13 protein-coding genes are annotated in these 13,490 nt (G+C 48.4%); 2 read left to right on the forward strand and 11 right to left on the reverse strand.

Annotated features, from left to right (window positions below):
- Positions 1-54: 54 nt before the first annotated feature.
- The 8 genes from yqeH to spoVAC form a co-directional block, all read right to left on the reverse strand.
- On the reverse strand, positions 55-1,182 hold the full coding sequence (gene yqeH, locus NSQ57_RS16715) for a ribosome biogenesis GTPase YqeH (RefSeq protein WP_069010449.1): 1,128 nt from the start codon (positions 1,180-1,182) through the stop codon (positions 55-57).
- Positions 1,175-1,705, reverse strand: coding sequence for a YqeG family HAD IIIA-type phosphatase (locus NSQ57_RS16720; protein WP_013311200.1), 531 nt, complete (start codon positions 1,703-1,705; stop codon positions 1,175-1,177). The genes yqeH and NSQ57_RS16720 overlap by 8 nt, the downstream gene beginning before the upstream one ends.
- 108 nt (positions 1,706-1,813) lie before the next feature.
- On the reverse strand, positions 1,814-4,024 hold the full coding sequence (locus tag NSQ57_RS16725; protein ID WP_029515380.1) for a transglutaminase domain-containing protein: 2,211 nt from the start codon (positions 4,022-4,024) through the stop codon (positions 1,814-1,816).
- Positions 4,021-5,268 (reverse strand): DUF58 domain-containing protein, encoded by a 1,248-nt coding sequence (locus tag NSQ57_RS16730; protein ID WP_318627844.1) that lies wholly within the window; start codon positions 5,266-5,268, stop codon positions 4,021-4,023. The genes NSQ57_RS16725 and NSQ57_RS16730 overlap by 4 nt, the downstream gene beginning before the upstream one ends.
- A 3-nt stretch (positions 5,269-5,271) precedes the next feature.
- Entirely contained in the window at positions 5,272-6,231 is a 960-nt protein-coding gene (locus tag NSQ57_RS16735) for a MoxR family ATPase (protein WP_039272322.1), read from the reverse strand.
- Positions 6,232-6,446: 215 nt separating this feature from the next.
- Positions 6,447-6,803 (reverse strand): stage V sporulation protein AE, encoded by a 357-nt coding sequence (spoVAE, locus tag NSQ57_RS16740; RefSeq protein ID WP_013311204.1) that lies wholly within the window; start codon positions 6,801-6,803, stop codon positions 6,447-6,449.
- Positions 6,800-7,822 (reverse strand): stage V sporulation protein AD, encoded by a 1,023-nt coding sequence (spoVAD, locus tag NSQ57_RS16745; protein WP_029515383.1) that lies wholly within the window; start codon positions 7,820-7,822, stop codon positions 6,800-6,802. The genes spoVAE and spoVAD overlap by 4 nt, the downstream gene beginning before the upstream one ends.
- Complete coding sequence (spoVAC, locus tag NSQ57_RS16750) at positions 7,819-8,325, reverse strand: stage V sporulation protein AC (RefSeq protein ID WP_029515384.1); 507 nt, start codon at positions 8,323-8,325, stop codon at positions 7,819-7,821. The genes spoVAD and spoVAC overlap by 4 nt, the downstream gene beginning before the upstream one ends.
- Positions 8,326-8,510: 185 nt before the next feature.
- Here spoVAC and NSQ57_RS16755 point away from each other — a divergent pair, with 185 nt between their 5' ends.
- Positions 8,511-9,590 (forward strand): M42 family metallopeptidase, encoded by a 1,080-nt coding sequence (locus NSQ57_RS16755; protein ID WP_069010446.1) that lies wholly within the window; start codon positions 8,511-8,513, stop codon positions 9,588-9,590.
- Between the two features lie 98 nt (positions 9,591-9,688).
- Here NSQ57_RS16755 and NSQ57_RS16760 read toward each other — a convergent pair whose 3' ends face one another.
- Entirely contained in the window at positions 9,689-10,405 is a 717-nt protein-coding gene (locus tag NSQ57_RS16760) for a metal-dependent hydrolase (protein WP_209949476.1), read from the reverse strand.
- 479 nt (positions 10,406-10,884) lie between these two features.
- Between NSQ57_RS16760 and NSQ57_RS16765 the strand changes: the two genes are divergently transcribed.
- The gene (locus tag NSQ57_RS16765; protein ID WP_340956189.1) at positions 10,885-11,598 is read left to right on the forward strand and encodes an expansin EXLX1 family cellulose-binding protein; all 714 of its coding nucleotides are present in this window, start codon (positions 10,885-10,887) and stop codon (positions 11,596-11,598) included.
- A 262-nt stretch (positions 11,599-11,860) separates the two neighbouring features.
- On the opposite strand, the gene map is transcribed toward NSQ57_RS16765, so the two are convergent.
- Both map and NSQ57_RS16775 read right to left on the reverse strand, forming a co-directional pair.
- Entirely contained in the window at positions 11,861-12,607 is a 747-nt protein-coding gene (gene map / locus NSQ57_RS16770; protein ID WP_029515388.1) for a type I methionyl aminopeptidase, read from the reverse strand.
- 26 nt (positions 12,608-12,633) lie between these two features.
- Positions 12,634-13,353: a TetR family transcriptional regulator gene (locus NSQ57_RS16775; RefSeq protein ID WP_318627840.1), complete on the reverse strand. Its 720-nt coding sequence runs from the start codon at positions 13,351-13,353 to the stop codon at positions 12,634-12,636.
- Positions 13,354-13,490: the final 137 nt, after the last annotated feature.

Here is a 13,490-nt window from a genome sequence, read left to right on the forward strand (position 1 = left end):
AGGAACCAGTACAGTACCTGTTCCTTGCCGCCCTATAACATGGTTACAGCAACGTTATATCAACGCAGGCCGCAAAAGCACACGGACTCCCCGAGGAGCATGAATCGCAACCAGAGCTCCGTTCTCGCTATTTACCCTGATCCATCCCAAGCCGGAAATATAGATGTCCGATGGAGACTTGCGTGGCACGCGGAACTCATGTCTTGTCCATTCCGGCATCTCTGCCAATTGATCGCGTGTTGGCGGAGATAACAATTCCCCGGCATGATCAGCGAACAACTGATCAGCTCGCTCCAGCTTCGTGCGATGTATCTTAAGACCACCGTTAATGTAGCAGGTAAAAGATTGGTGCTGACCGTCGACAAAATCAAATCGGGCCATACCGCCGAAAAACAATGTTTGTCCGGCATCAAGCTGATACGCAGCAGGCTTCAGCGGCTTGTCCGGCATAATAGCGCTCAAGTCCTGACGGGAGACGATCTCACTGAATCGCCAAGGGTATACAATACCCGGAGTATCAATAATGTGCTTGCCGTCGTCGAGCGGAATATTCACCATATCGAGTGTAGTTCCCGGGTAACGGGACGTTGTGAGCTCCTGCTCCATGTCGCTATAATCACGAATCAAACGGTTAATGAGCGTGGATTTACCCACATTTGTCGCTCCAACCACATATACATCGCGGTTACCACGGAGCTCAGATACCACATCCAAAAGACGGTCAAAGCCCTGATTTTTTTTAGCTGAGCACAGTACGATTTCTTCCGTGCGAAGCCCTTGCTCCTTCGCTTGCTTTTGTACCCAGTTACGTATCTTGTTCCAATTCGTTACCTTAGGCAGCAAATCGGTCTTGTTTACAGCCAGTATAACCGGATTAGAGCCTACAAAGCGTTGCAGACCGGAAATCAAGCTGCCTTCAAAATCAAAAATATCTACAATGTGGATAACGAGTGCATCCTTGTCGCCAATCTGGCTGAGCAGCTTCAAAAACTCATCTTGATCCACCGTCACTGAAGACGTCTCATTATAGTTTTTGATTCGGAAACAACGCTGACAGATGACAGGTTCGCGAGTAAGCAATTTTTCAGGAATAAATCCCGGAAGCTCCGGGCTAGTGGTCTGCACGGTTATACCGCAACCACTACATTTGACGGCAGTGCCGCCGTCAGGTCTTTCAGTCATTCTTCTTTTCCTCCTCAAGCCATAAGCCTTTCTTACGTAACCTTGTGAGCGCGATTCGCTCCAACCGCCGATTAAATCGAGTCATGACTCCTTCATCATGAATGGATATCGGTAGCACCAACACCGTATGCAACCCCAGTCGGTTACCTCCCAATACGTCCGTCAACATTTGGTCTCCGACCATAATAGTTTCTTCCGGAGTCAGCCCCATCATACGGATGGCTCTACGAAAAGACGAGTTGGAGGGCTTCCGTGCGGCATGTATAAATTCAATGTCCAAAGGCGTAGCAAACACGGATACACGGTCCATATTGTTGTTAGACACGATGACAAGCTTAAAACCCGCCTGTTTGACCTTCTCAAACCAGGCCACCAGCTCGGGAGTTGCATTCGGCGCTTTTGCGCCGACCAGCGTGTTATCCAGATCCGTAATAATGCCGCGATATCCTTGAGCATATAAGCCTTCAAGATCAATATCAAAGACGGTATTCACCCGTAATTTGGGCATCAGCATTTCAAACAACGTCGGTCACCTCAGTTTCATACGACAAACTATACCATATTACTATGGCTTAGTAAAAAGCTATCCGCAACAAACGGACAGCTTTTTCACTAAATATATAGCTAAAGATTAAAATAGACGTTTTATCCAGCCTTCTTTGTGTAACAGAGAGGCTTGCTTGCGAACCATATGCCAATCTTCTGCGGTTACGGATGAGGGACTATAACGCGCCTGTTCAAATCGTCCAAGCAGCTGATGTAAAATTGAAGCCTGTTCCGGTACTTCTAGCGACCATCTATCAACTGATTCCCTCAGTGTTTCGTGACTGGCGCGGACAAATCCCCTTCTTCGCATGTACCTTAACCAGTGCTCAGTTTCGACGACCACCTTTTCATCCGGAGTCAACGGCTTACCTCTGCGTAAACGCAGCAGGTAAAAGTGAAGGTCTGCCCGATTACGCCAGACGACATAAGCAGCCCACAACAGCAGAATTGCAGCAGCAGAACCTATAATTACAGGATGAATCTTTGAAGCTTCCTCCGGATTAGTCTGCGGGGTCTGCTCAGGCTGTTCCGGTTCAGACTGATCTTTAACCTCTGGGGCTTCTGGAGTCTTTGAATCCTCCTGTTCCGTAAGCAGCGGCATATCAAAGCCAGGCGTTGCTTCTACAGGAACCCAACCGTATTCACCTAAATATACTTCCGCCCAGGAATGAGCATCCGCATTTGTCACGGAGTAAGAGGACATATTTTCGTCACCTTCACCCGTTGTTGCATCATCTGAAAACGTCTGCTGACCAGGTGCATACCCTTTAACCCAACGGGCCGGAACCCCAACGGAGCGAGCCATCATGACTAATGAGGTGGAATAATAATCGCAATAGCCCTCCCGAATCTCAAACAGAAAGGCATCCACAAAATCTCTGCTTCTTTTCCGTGAGAGATCCGGATTGTTCGTATATGCATAATTTTGCTGCAAATACTGCTGTAGTAATCCGACTTTTTCATATGGCGTTTTCGCCGTTGACGTTACGTTCTGAGCCAAATCACGAACCCGCTGTGGCAACTCATCTGGAATTTGTAGATAGGCTTCCTGTTTGTTTTTTCCGTACAACTCATTAAAAGTTTTTGTGCGTAGCTCTTTCTCAGGGATCACAGGGACATGCGATACCAGAGTATACGTTTTAGGATAAGCAGTTCTTCGGGAGGATGGATTCCAAAGCAGTTCCGCCTGTTCCGGCTTCCAACGTAACCCGTCTGCCCGTGAATCTCTGTCCACCGATTGAACACGCTGCACCGAATAAGCGCCAAATAGAACAGGATAGCTTTGGTCGTTTTGCATCGTAATGGTCTGAACGACCTGCTCAGTCGAATGCCGCGTTTCTTGTGTGTTTTCAAGCTCTGCGGTCATTGGAACATCATTTAACGTTTGATCATCGTTGCCCTTGTCACTCCAGCCTGTACCGGAATAGGTTCGTTTCGTTTCCCCCCGCCAATAGCTTCGTTGAGTGGTCGTGATGGTCATGACAGGAGAATAGTCAAAATTAAAACCTCCCCCCAACCGATTATCCTGGCGACTATAACCCGATGCAGTGTTCATCCGCTGATCCAGTGCCCCAGATCCATTGTTGATCCCGGCGGTAGTTGAGCTATTTCTCTGGGTCCACGCTGTATAGGGATCCGTCAAAGCGGGCTGTACCTCGGGCATATTGACACCAGCCATAATAATGAGCGCAAAAATGACCGCAATATTGGCTGCTATTTTATATGGATAGCGCCGAATATGCTTCCATCCTTGAGGATAATGCTGCCGAAAATACTGCAGATGCTGTGTCACCAGCCAACCCATACCAGCAAAGACGATCCAAGCAACCTCCTCCCACAGCACAGTTGGCGTGAAGGAATCAAGTACTGCCAGCGCGGCAATGTTAATACCCACAAAAACAAGAATCCGCTGCTTCGTTGTAACGATGAGCGGCACCATTTCAATAACTAGCCAAGCAATGAGGGAAAACCAAATATAAGGTGACATATTGGAAATAAACTGGTCCAGGCGATTGGCTACCCCTCCGAAGGGGATAATGATTGAATAAGACACCAATGTCCGATACAAAATAAAAAACAGTGCCGCCGCCTTAACAATAAATTCAATCCAGGGACGAACTGGTAGTACAATCTTCACCAGAGCCAGCATTGTAATGGTCATTAGTACGAGTGCTCTTGTCTCTTCCAACCATAATTCGGAAGCAAAAGAAACCCATTGCATGGCAATAATAATAATCCATAAAAATGTAAAAGCGGGGACCCAGGAACCCTTTAACGATTGTAACCAGCTCTTCATAGTGTCCCTCCCCCCATTACAGCCGGGAGCTCTTCAAGGCTCTCAACATCGTAGCCCTTAATTCCCCTTGCACGAAGCATGCTCATCCATTCTTCAACTTCTCCCTCAGCAGAACCTTCTCCGATATAAACGTGGCACGGAGTCATCCCCCGGGTATCGGCCCAGCGAAGAAGCTCCATCGCCTGATAATCCTTCAGCGGACTAATCAGTATAAAATAACAGCCTTGCGGAAACTGGCGCACACTGCTTTCTACAGCGGATTTCAAGCTACCTTGTGAAGTGGTGTGTATGTCTACCAAGTGATGCATCATTCGTTGTCGTTCCATTGTCTGCTCACTTGGTTGAAAGACGGTGCCTTTCTCTCCAGCTGTGCACAATCCAACCCCCATTCGCTCCCGTCCACCATATTCCAGCAATGAAGCGGTAGAGGATACAGCTAGCTCAAACTGTTCGGCGTTCACATAATGCTTCATGTGTACGTCCAGCACAAGCATCGTTTTAGGAACGGTCTCATGCTCAAATTCCTTGGATTTCCAGCTACCTGTACGCGCCGTCGCATTCCAGTGGATGCGCGAAAACCGATCTCCATATACATAATCCCGTACACCGTTAATTTGTGTCGTTTCACGCCGCGTACGAGTTTGAACGGTCTGCGGTCCAGACATCCTTGAGCGACGGTCATTCATCTGCCAATACGGAATGAATACCGTTCGGGGCAGAACCCGAAATTCACCGCGTGCGTTCAAGCTGCCTTTGTGCTCCAACAGACCGAAGATGTCCTCACTCACACATTCCGTTTCCTCAAAGTGATAGCTTCCTCGCTCTAAAGCGGGAGTCTGAAATGTAAGCTTACCGCCCCCTTTTAGACTGGGAATGACACTATCCTCAAACGACCAGGACTCACCTGTATGTCGCTTAAGGACCTCACGGACAATGACATAGGGTAACGGAAGAAATCCAGGAATGCTGAGGCTCAGCTTTACATGCACCTGATCTCCTGCATGCAGCAGTTCTCCAAAATCCGAGCCTTGCGAAAGCTGCCGGGAGCCTTGCACACGGCGAACTCCGCTCAGACCAACGATCCATAAATAAACGATTAACAGCGTAACCATAGACAACAGCATGACCGACGTCTTGCCGCCCTGAAACAACAAATATAGCAGGCACACCACCCATATGACCATCAGAAGCCAGATGCGGCCTGACAGCCGGGGAAGCCTGCGCTTCCTTTTGACCATATTCATTACCTAAGGACGCTCCATTCGTACGGGTACATGTACCTGCCGAAGGACAGCCTCCAGCACGGACTGGGCATTGGAACTATCCAGGCGCGCCTCGGGACGCAGCAACAAACGATGCGTTAGCACATAAGGTGCCAGCGCCTTCACATCATCAGGCAGCACATAGTCACGGTTGTCCAGAAAAGCGTATGCCTTCGCAGCCATTACAAAAGCAAGCGCCGCCCGGGGGCTAGCTCCCAGCAGCACGGATGGATGTTCTCTTGTCGCACGTACGATATCAAGTAAATAGGACGTCACTGCTTTGTCCATATAAATCCCTCTAATTTCCTGCTGGATGTCAGCAATCTGCTCCATATGAGCTACAGCCTCCAGACGATCTGCTGGCTGGCCTGCCTGATGATGGAGCAGCATGTTTCGCTCCGTCTCCATATCAGGATAACCCAAGCTGATTTTGAGCATAAAACGATCTAACTGTGCTTCCGGCAGCATATAAGTGCCTTCAAAATCAATCGGGTTTTGTGTCGCACACAACATAAAAGGATGAGGCAACATATGAGTGTCCCCATCCACCGTCACACTGCGTTCCTCCATAACCTCCAGCAGAGCTGACTGGGTTTTCGTCGTCGCTCGGTTAATTTCATCCGCCAGCAAAATATTAGTCATCACAGGACCCGGACGGAAATAAAAACGCTCGTCCCGTGGATGAAATATAGATACCCCTGTAATATCACTCGGGAGAATATCAGGATTACATTGAACACGGCGGTAATCACCGCGCATGGATTTGGCAAGAGCCTTGATCATTTGCGTTTTTCCCGTACCCGGAACATCCTCGATCAGAATGTGTCCACCCGCCAGCATAGCCGTAAGCAGTAATTTTATTTCAAAGGATTTACCTAATATACATGATTCCAGATTAGAACGGATTGCAGATACAATCTGCACAGATTCTTGACGTACGGGCATAGCTCTGTAAACCTCCTAGATAGCAACCTGTTTCCTATTATTGTACATGAAGGTAGGCACAGAGTACACTTAACCCCCTGCCCATATTATTCAAACTCCATCCTTCTTTCGATCTCTCATGTGCAGAACAATCAAAAACCCTTCGGTCATTAGATCCGAAGGGCACATGTATACAATTATTTATCTTACGATGTCAAATCTAAAGTACGCTGCTTTTATATGCTTCCTTTTGGACGAACAAACAAGCATGCCAGAAAAGAGAAAATAATCGCAGAGGAAATCCCTGCACTTGTCAGACTAAAAATCCCTGTAATGACACCCAACCATCCGTCCTTCTCCAATTCGGTTAATGCGCCGTGTACAAGTGAGTTACCAAAACTGGTAATTGGAATGGTCGCACCCGCCCCTGCAAATTTAATAAGCGGATCGTATATCCCAACAGCATCAGCAATTGCACCTGCAACTACCAACGTACTCATCGTATGTGCCGGCGTCATTTTGAACACATCCATCATCAATTGGCCCACGACACAAATGGCACCACCCACTAAAAAAGCCCATAGAAATATCATACTGTTCCTCCCGCCTCAAAAGCTACAGCATGTGCAACACAAGGAATGCTCTCACCCTGCTGTGTAGTCAAAGGAGATAATAACGCTCCAGTCGCCACCACCAGTACCTTTTGTAGCTCTCCTTTTTCGATCCGCTTCAACAAATGCCCGTAGGTTACAACAGCCGAGCAGCCACAACCACTGCCTCCTGAAATGACTTTCTTTTGCTTATTAATGTCGTAAATCAGTAAACCGCAATCATTAAATTCCGTCTGATTCATATCAAACCCATCTTTTTTGAGCAACTCCTTGGCAATCGGCAGCCCCACAGAAGCTAAATCGCCCGTTACAATGAGGTCATAGTAACTAGGGTCACGGCCAGTATCTCGAAAATGAGACAACAGCGTATCCGCAGCCGCGGGAGCCATGGCTCCACCCATATTAAAGGGGTCTTTAATGCCCATGTCCATTACACGTCCAATGGTAGCACAATCCACCACCGTCCCTGACTTGGCATGGCCCACTATTGCGGCGCCGGAACCGGTAACAGTATACTGAGCCGTAGGAGGCTTCTGCGATCCGTATTCATTAGGATAGCGGAATTGTTTTTCCACAGTACAATTATGGCTAGTCGTACCCGCCATCACGTAGTCACCGGCCTCTGAGTCCACAATAAGTGCGGCTAAGGCTAAGCTTTCCATGGATGTTGAGCATGCTCCAAAAACACCCAAATAGGGAATGGCCAGCTTGCTAGCTGAGAAGGAGCTACTGACAATCTGATTCATTAGATCACCACTAATAAAAAACTGCACTTCTTCTTTGTTCAAATTGGCATTAATTAGCGCCAGCTCTGTAGAGTGCTCAATCAATCTACGTTCCGCTTTTTCCCACGTTTTCTCGTTGATTTCTATATTGTCATAAATATAATCAAAATCTGTGGACAACGGCCCCTCTCCTTCATCCGGGCCCACAACAGTGGCACTTCCAATGATGCGCGGTCTCGATTCAAACTTCCAGGTTTGTCCTCCCTGTCTTCTCATAAGTGATTGCCTCCTACACCAAGGATGGCATATATAACGCCTATGATAAATGCAGCCACCACCCCGAATACGACAACCGAGCCTGCCAGTTTGAACATATTCGCGCCCACTCCGAGCACCAGCCCCTCAGAACGATATTCCAATGCAGCCGAACACATGGAGTTAGCAAAGCCTGTAATTGGCACAGCGGTTCCCGCTCCCGCCCATTGGGCAACCTTATCGTAAACCCCGATACAGGTTAATATGACCGCCAGCAAGATCATCATAGATGAGGTCGGCGGGGCGGCCTCCTTGGCTGATATGTGCATCCCTGCCATAAAAGCCTCCTGAATCGCCTGTCCAATCACACAGATCCCGCCTCCAACCAGAAAAGCGCGCACACAATTGGCAAATACTTTTCTCGAGGGCTCATGCTTTTGTGAAATATTCTGATAGTCCTTCTCATTTATGGACAGCGGCGACGTATTGGTACGAAAACCGCGCTGCCCGGATTTAGCTGGCATCATTCACCACCCCTTATCTGTAAGTTTTCGCGCTTGGCGGTTCGAATTGCTTGGGTCTTTTTCATTATGAGCTTTTTGGAGAAATGTTATGTCAGGAAAATGATATCGTGGACATTCCGTACAAATCCATTCATACTAAATACATGACGACCACTGGTTAATTAATAAGGAGTGAGGTATACATCATGGAATCAAAAACATTGGAATTGTTTAAAACCTTAACGGAGTTTCCTTCCATTCCTGGGCATGAGCGAGAGTTACGGGCATGGGTTAAGGAACGGATATCCGGCTATACCGATGAAATCGTGCAAGATCGATTGGGCAGTCTTTTTGGGGTGCTACGCGGTCAAGAGAGTGGACCACGTGTAATGGTGGCAGGCCATCTGGATGAAGTCGGTTTTATCGTGAATGGTATTACGGAAAATGGAATGATTCGTTTTCAGCCGGTTGGAGGCTGGTGGAGTCAAGCCATCATGTCACAACGTCTTCAAGTATTGACTCCAAAAGGCCCAGTTATCGGTGTAGTTGGCTCTATCTCGCCTCATTTGCTGGATGAATCGCAACGCAGTAAACCTATGGACATCAAGCATATGTATCTGGATATTGGCGTAGACAGCAGACAGGAAGCTCAGGATCTGGGGATCGTACCAGGAACAGCCATAGCGCCAATCTGTGATTTCACACCACTGGCAAATCCTAAAAAAATCATGGCTAAAGCGTGGGATAACCGCTACGGTGTAGGCTTGGCTATTGAACTGCTTGAAGCGTTACATAAAGAAAAAGACAAGCTTCCCAATACATTGTATGCGGGGGCCACTGTTCAGGAGGAAGTAGGACTGCGCGGTGCACGCACAGCGGCCAATCTGATTCAGCCCGATATTTTCTTTGCACTGGATTGCAGTGCAGCCAATGATATGGGCGGTGACCCGAATGCTTACGGACACCTCGGTAAAGGCGCACTGCTGCGGGTATTTGATCCGGGTATGATTACACACCGCGGGATTGTGGAATACGTGCAAGACATGGCGGAAACTCACAAAATCAAGTATCAATATTTCATCTCCACAGGGGGAACCGATGCAGGCCAAGTGCACTTGAGCGGAATTGGCGTGCCATCCACCGTCATAGGCATCTGTGGACGATACATCCATACTTCCTCGTCTATTATTCACACTGATGATTATGATGCAGCCAAAGAGCTGATCATCAAGCTGGTTCAAAACCTGGATCGTACAACGCTGAATACCATTATTGAACGAGCTTAAGGTGTAATAGAGAATCGCTATCTATAAAAAACAGTCAAGACACGTACAACGTGCATTGACTGTTTTTTTAATTTAATAGAAACAAAAGATAGAACATTTCAAATCAAATGCTTATAACGAAGCAAAGCAATCACTACAAGTACAGCAGTTAGAGCAATGCAGACGTTTTCTACCTTAGCTCCCTTCCGGGTTCCGGTACTCATCAATTTAAATCGCAGCTTCCATTTGAACGGCGGCAAAGGTTTAATTCCATTATTCGTCAAGGAATCTGCCAGTAAATGCAGCAAGTACGCCATACCTCCAGCCAGCCATATGCTGTCACCGTGCAAACGTGTTGTACCATAAAGCAGCGCAGTCCATGCGACTGTCCCGTATACCGTATGAGTTAACCCCCGGTGTGGGACTAGCGTACAAATGATCAGCAGACACCCAGCGATATAATTCCACGGTGCATATGATTCTCCATACCAGGCGAGGCCGATACCAATTAGAAAGATAATAACCTTGCGCATGGATCGTGAAGGCATAAAAGAAGCACTAATCATCAGCAAAGCCAGAACAAGATTCCATGGCGGCGGAGCCAAACGGGTGAAAAATACCCAACCAGCAGCCCCAATCATTAGAAGCTGTACGAATCTAAGCATTTTGGTTGGCAGCGCACGGCTCACGAGCATGGAGTTAGGCTCGTCAATATCCGGCAACAGTGAACCGACCACAGCAGCTGCCACGGCAGCCGGGGTCACTTCGTATCCACTTAGAGCTAATACCGACAGGGAGACCCCGGTTCCAATAATCAAATGGGCTCTTCCCATCATGGTGCAAAACATCCTTTCGTTGCAGCATACAACAGAGTTCAACATCACTCCATTTGAATCAGCATGATTCGATTGTATACGACAAACAAAAGGAGAACAATAGTTCGCTTATTCTATTTAAAAGACTTCATTCAAAAGTCCTAGTTTAATCGCTCTAAAGTATTTTACTGGCGGTGCATAGAAGACATTCGTCCTTATTATTAACCCCCTCCTCTGTCCTTACTCTCCAGTCAGCCCTGTCCTGTGTTATAAGGATACATCTTCCTGAACTTATCGGCTGCCCTGCAAACTTTCTGCGAAAAAGAGCACCGTTCAACCATTTCCAAAAAAAACAAGACATATGGCCTATGAGTAAGTTGACAAACATCTTCAATATTTTCTTTTTGCCTCAAAGTCCTATTGTACAATTTGAAATATTAGGTAATATAGTGTTTATATTTACTATATGAATCTATTAAATGAATAAGGAGGAAATGATTATGCAAAAAAAATCGACGTTCCGAAAGTTCAAAACCATCGGTCTGACATCGTTGTTAAGTATTGTATTATTCGCCCTTCCCGCTTCAGCTGCTTGGAATGATACATACACAGGCTACGCCACATATACGGGATCAGGTTACTCTGGAGGGGCATTACTACTTGATCCCATCCCTTCGGATGCCAAAATCACAGCGCTTAACCGCACACAACTGAATTATAACGGAATCAAAGCTGCATTAGCTGGAGCCTATTTGGAAGTTCAAGGTCCCAAAGGGAAAACAACCGTATATGTAACTGATCTTTACCCCGAAGGTCCAAGTGGCGCACTCGATCTGTCCCCAAACGCGTTCAACCTGATTGGCAATCAATTAGACGGAAAAATTAATATTTCTTGGAAAGTTGTCAAAGCTCCTGTTAGCGGCAATGTCTCCTACCGTATTAAAGAAGGCAGCAGCCAATGGTGGGCAGCCATTCAAGTACGCAATCATAAATATCCGGTCTTGAAGATGGAAGTCCAACAAAACGGACAATGGCTCAATCTCGAAAAACAGGATTACAACCACTTTTTGGGTACCAACTTAGGAAAACAGCCTCTGAAAATAAGGATTACGGACATTCGTGGTGCCGTGCTCAACGATACCATCCCAGCTCTAGCGGAAAATGGCACAGGCCAAGCCTATATCGTTAAAGGTAACGTTCAATTTCCAGACTGATGAAGTACTGCCTCTCTTTGCTTACGTTATTTCAGGATCGATCCCCTAGGCTAATGGGAGTGTTTTACTTCTAGGCCATTTTCCCCGGGGAAACGGTTTTCCGTAAATCGGTAAAAGTTTCAAACCATGCAAAAAAAGCGCTGATCCAGGTAGGCCCAGCGCTTTTTCGTGGTTTCGGATTACGAACTTTCGTCAGGCCAAACAGGCCGGGTTGGCGACTTATTTCCTGAAATGACGCATTCCCGTCCGTTCGCCTTTATTCTTACTGGGCCGTTAAAATCAGCGGCCCGTCCGGCGTGACTGCGATCGTATGCTCATATTGCGCTGACAACTTGCCGTCGGCCGTCCTCGCCGTCCACTGATCGTCGTCGATCGTGATACGAAACGTACCTTCGTTGACCATCGGTTCAATCGTAAACACCATGCCTTCCTTTAACCGAATGCCTTTGCCGGCTACGCCGATATGCTCGTAGCTCGGCTCCTCATGCAGGCTCCGTCCGATCCCGTGGGCCAGCAGATCGCGTACGAGCGAAAACCCGTTCGCTTCCGCATGCTGTTGAATCGCCGACGTTATGTCGCCGAGCCGGCCCCCAGGGAGGGCCCGGGCGATCCCCAGATCCAAGCATTCCTTTGTCACCTTCATTAATTTTTGCGCCTCCGGCCGGATATTGCCCACCGCATAGCACCAGCACGAATCGCCGAACCATCCGCCGTATTCCACGACGATGTCGAGCTTCAGCAAGTCGCCGTCCATAAGCATCTGGTTCGAAGGAATGCCGTGAGCCACCACATCATTGACCGAAATGCAGGTTTCGGCGGGGAAACCGTTGTACCCTTTCGTAAACTGCTTGCCGCCCAGCTTGGTGATGTGTCTGGCAACAAAGTCATTGATTTCCCGGGTGGTGATCCCAGGCTCGATCAGTTTGGCCACCTCGCGGTAGCAGTCCGCAACGATTTGGCTCGCCGGCTTCATCTCTTCGATTTCCCTAGGTGATTTTAAAATAATCATCTTTGTTTGTTCGCTCCTTATCCATTCTATAATTTTAAAAGTCGGACGATATCCCTGGCCTCCTCGTGCAGCTTTCCGCGGCGAAGCGAAAGCGCGGCGCAACCGACCAAAGCGGCCAGCAGCATTTCCGCGCGCTGTAGCCGATACGACGGCTCCGTCGCGTTTTCGCCGGAAGCGGTAGACCCGTCCGCCACACACCCGGTTTCCAGCAGCGCGGCAAACGGCGCGAGCACCTCCCGGCGAAAGGCGGCCGAGAGCGGGACCGAGCGCGCTTCAGGCAGCGAGGCAAAGCCCTCACCGGCCAGCTTATGCAGCAGGTACAGGGCGTGGTCCTCCGCCCAAAGCTGCAGCAGCCGGACGCTGGCAGCGGCAACGGGGCCAAGCTCTGCGACAGCCAAGTTCCCAGTGTCCGCCGCATCAGCCAAGCCAAAATGCCCGCCCGCCGGCTCCTCCCCCGAAGCCGAAACGTGCGGGACCTCCGGCGGAACCTTCAGCGGAGCCTCTAACGAGGCCTCCAGCAATCCCCCGGCCCGCTCCAACGCATCCCATAGCAGATCGTAGAGCAAATTGCCCTTATTGCTGTAATAATGGTATACCGTGCCATAGCCGAGTCCCGCCTGCGCGGCCACATCGCGGATTTCCAGTAAAGGCCCTTTATTCAAAAACACATCGGCAGCAGCTTTCCGGATTTGCTCCAGACGCCGCAGTCGAATCTCTTCGTTTTGTTCCTTCGTACGTGGACTCATCTCGTCCGTTCACCTCTTTTATTTTTGACCTACTCTTATGTCAATATAAAACATTGGCATGCAAATAACAAGAGATTAGCTGGCGGATTTCCGGCTCAACCTAGAAATCGGTACTTGACCAACGGGTTAGCTGCTTA

It is taken from the genome of Paenibacillus sp. FSL L8-0502, assembly GCF_038593055.1.
Classification (GTDB): Bacteria; Bacillota; Bacilli; order Paenibacillales; family Paenibacillaceae; genus Paenibacillus; species Paenibacillus polymyxa_D.

Bases quoted from the DNA above. Each gene is read 5' to 3' on its own strand.
- yqeH (WP_069010449.1), bottom strand. From the start codon at position 1,182: ATGACTGAAAGACCTGACGGCGGCACTGCCGTCAAATGTAGTGGTTGC.
- NSQ57_RS16725 (WP_029515380.1), bottom strand. From the start codon at position 4,024: ATGAAGAGCTGGTTACAATCGTTAAAGGGTTCCTGGGTCCCCGCTTTT.
- NSQ57_RS16730 (WP_318627844.1), bottom strand. From the start codon at position 5,268: ATGAATATGGTCAAAAGGAAGCGCAGGCTTCCCCGGCTGTCAGGCCGC.
- NSQ57_RS16735 (WP_039272322.1), bottom strand. From the start codon at position 6,231: ATGCCCGTACGTCAAGAATCTGTGCAGATTGTATCTGCAATCCGTTCT.
- spoVAE (WP_013311204.1), bottom strand. From the start codon at position 6,803: ATGATATTTCTATGGGCTTTTTTAGTGGGTGGTGCCATTTGTGTCGTG.
- spoVAD (WP_029515383.1), bottom strand. From the start codon at position 7,822: ATGAGAAGACAGGGAGGACAAACCTGGAAGTTTGAATCGAGACCGCGC.
- spoVAC (WP_029515384.1), bottom strand. From the start codon at position 8,325: ATGCCAGCTAAATCCGGGCAGCGCGGTTTTCGTACCAATACGTCGCCG.
- NSQ57_RS16755 (WP_069010446.1), top strand. From the start codon at position 8,511: ATGGAATCAAAAACATTGGAATTGTTTAAAACCTTAACGGAGTTTCCT.
- NSQ57_RS16760 (WP_209949476.1), bottom strand. From the start codon at position 10,405: ATGATGGGAAGAGCCCATTTGATTATTGGAACCGGGGTCTCCCTGTCG.
- NSQ57_RS16765 (WP_340956189.1), top strand. From the start codon at position 10,885: ATGCAAAAAAAATCGACGTTCCGAAAGTTCAAAACCATCGGTCTGACA.
- map (WP_029515388.1), bottom strand. From the start codon at position 12,607: ATGATTATTTTAAAATCACCTAGGGAAATCGAAGAGATGAAGCCGGCG.
- NSQ57_RS16775 (WP_318627840.1), bottom strand. From the start codon at position 13,353: ATGAGTCCACGTACGAAGGAACAAAACGAAGAGATTCGACTGCGGCGT.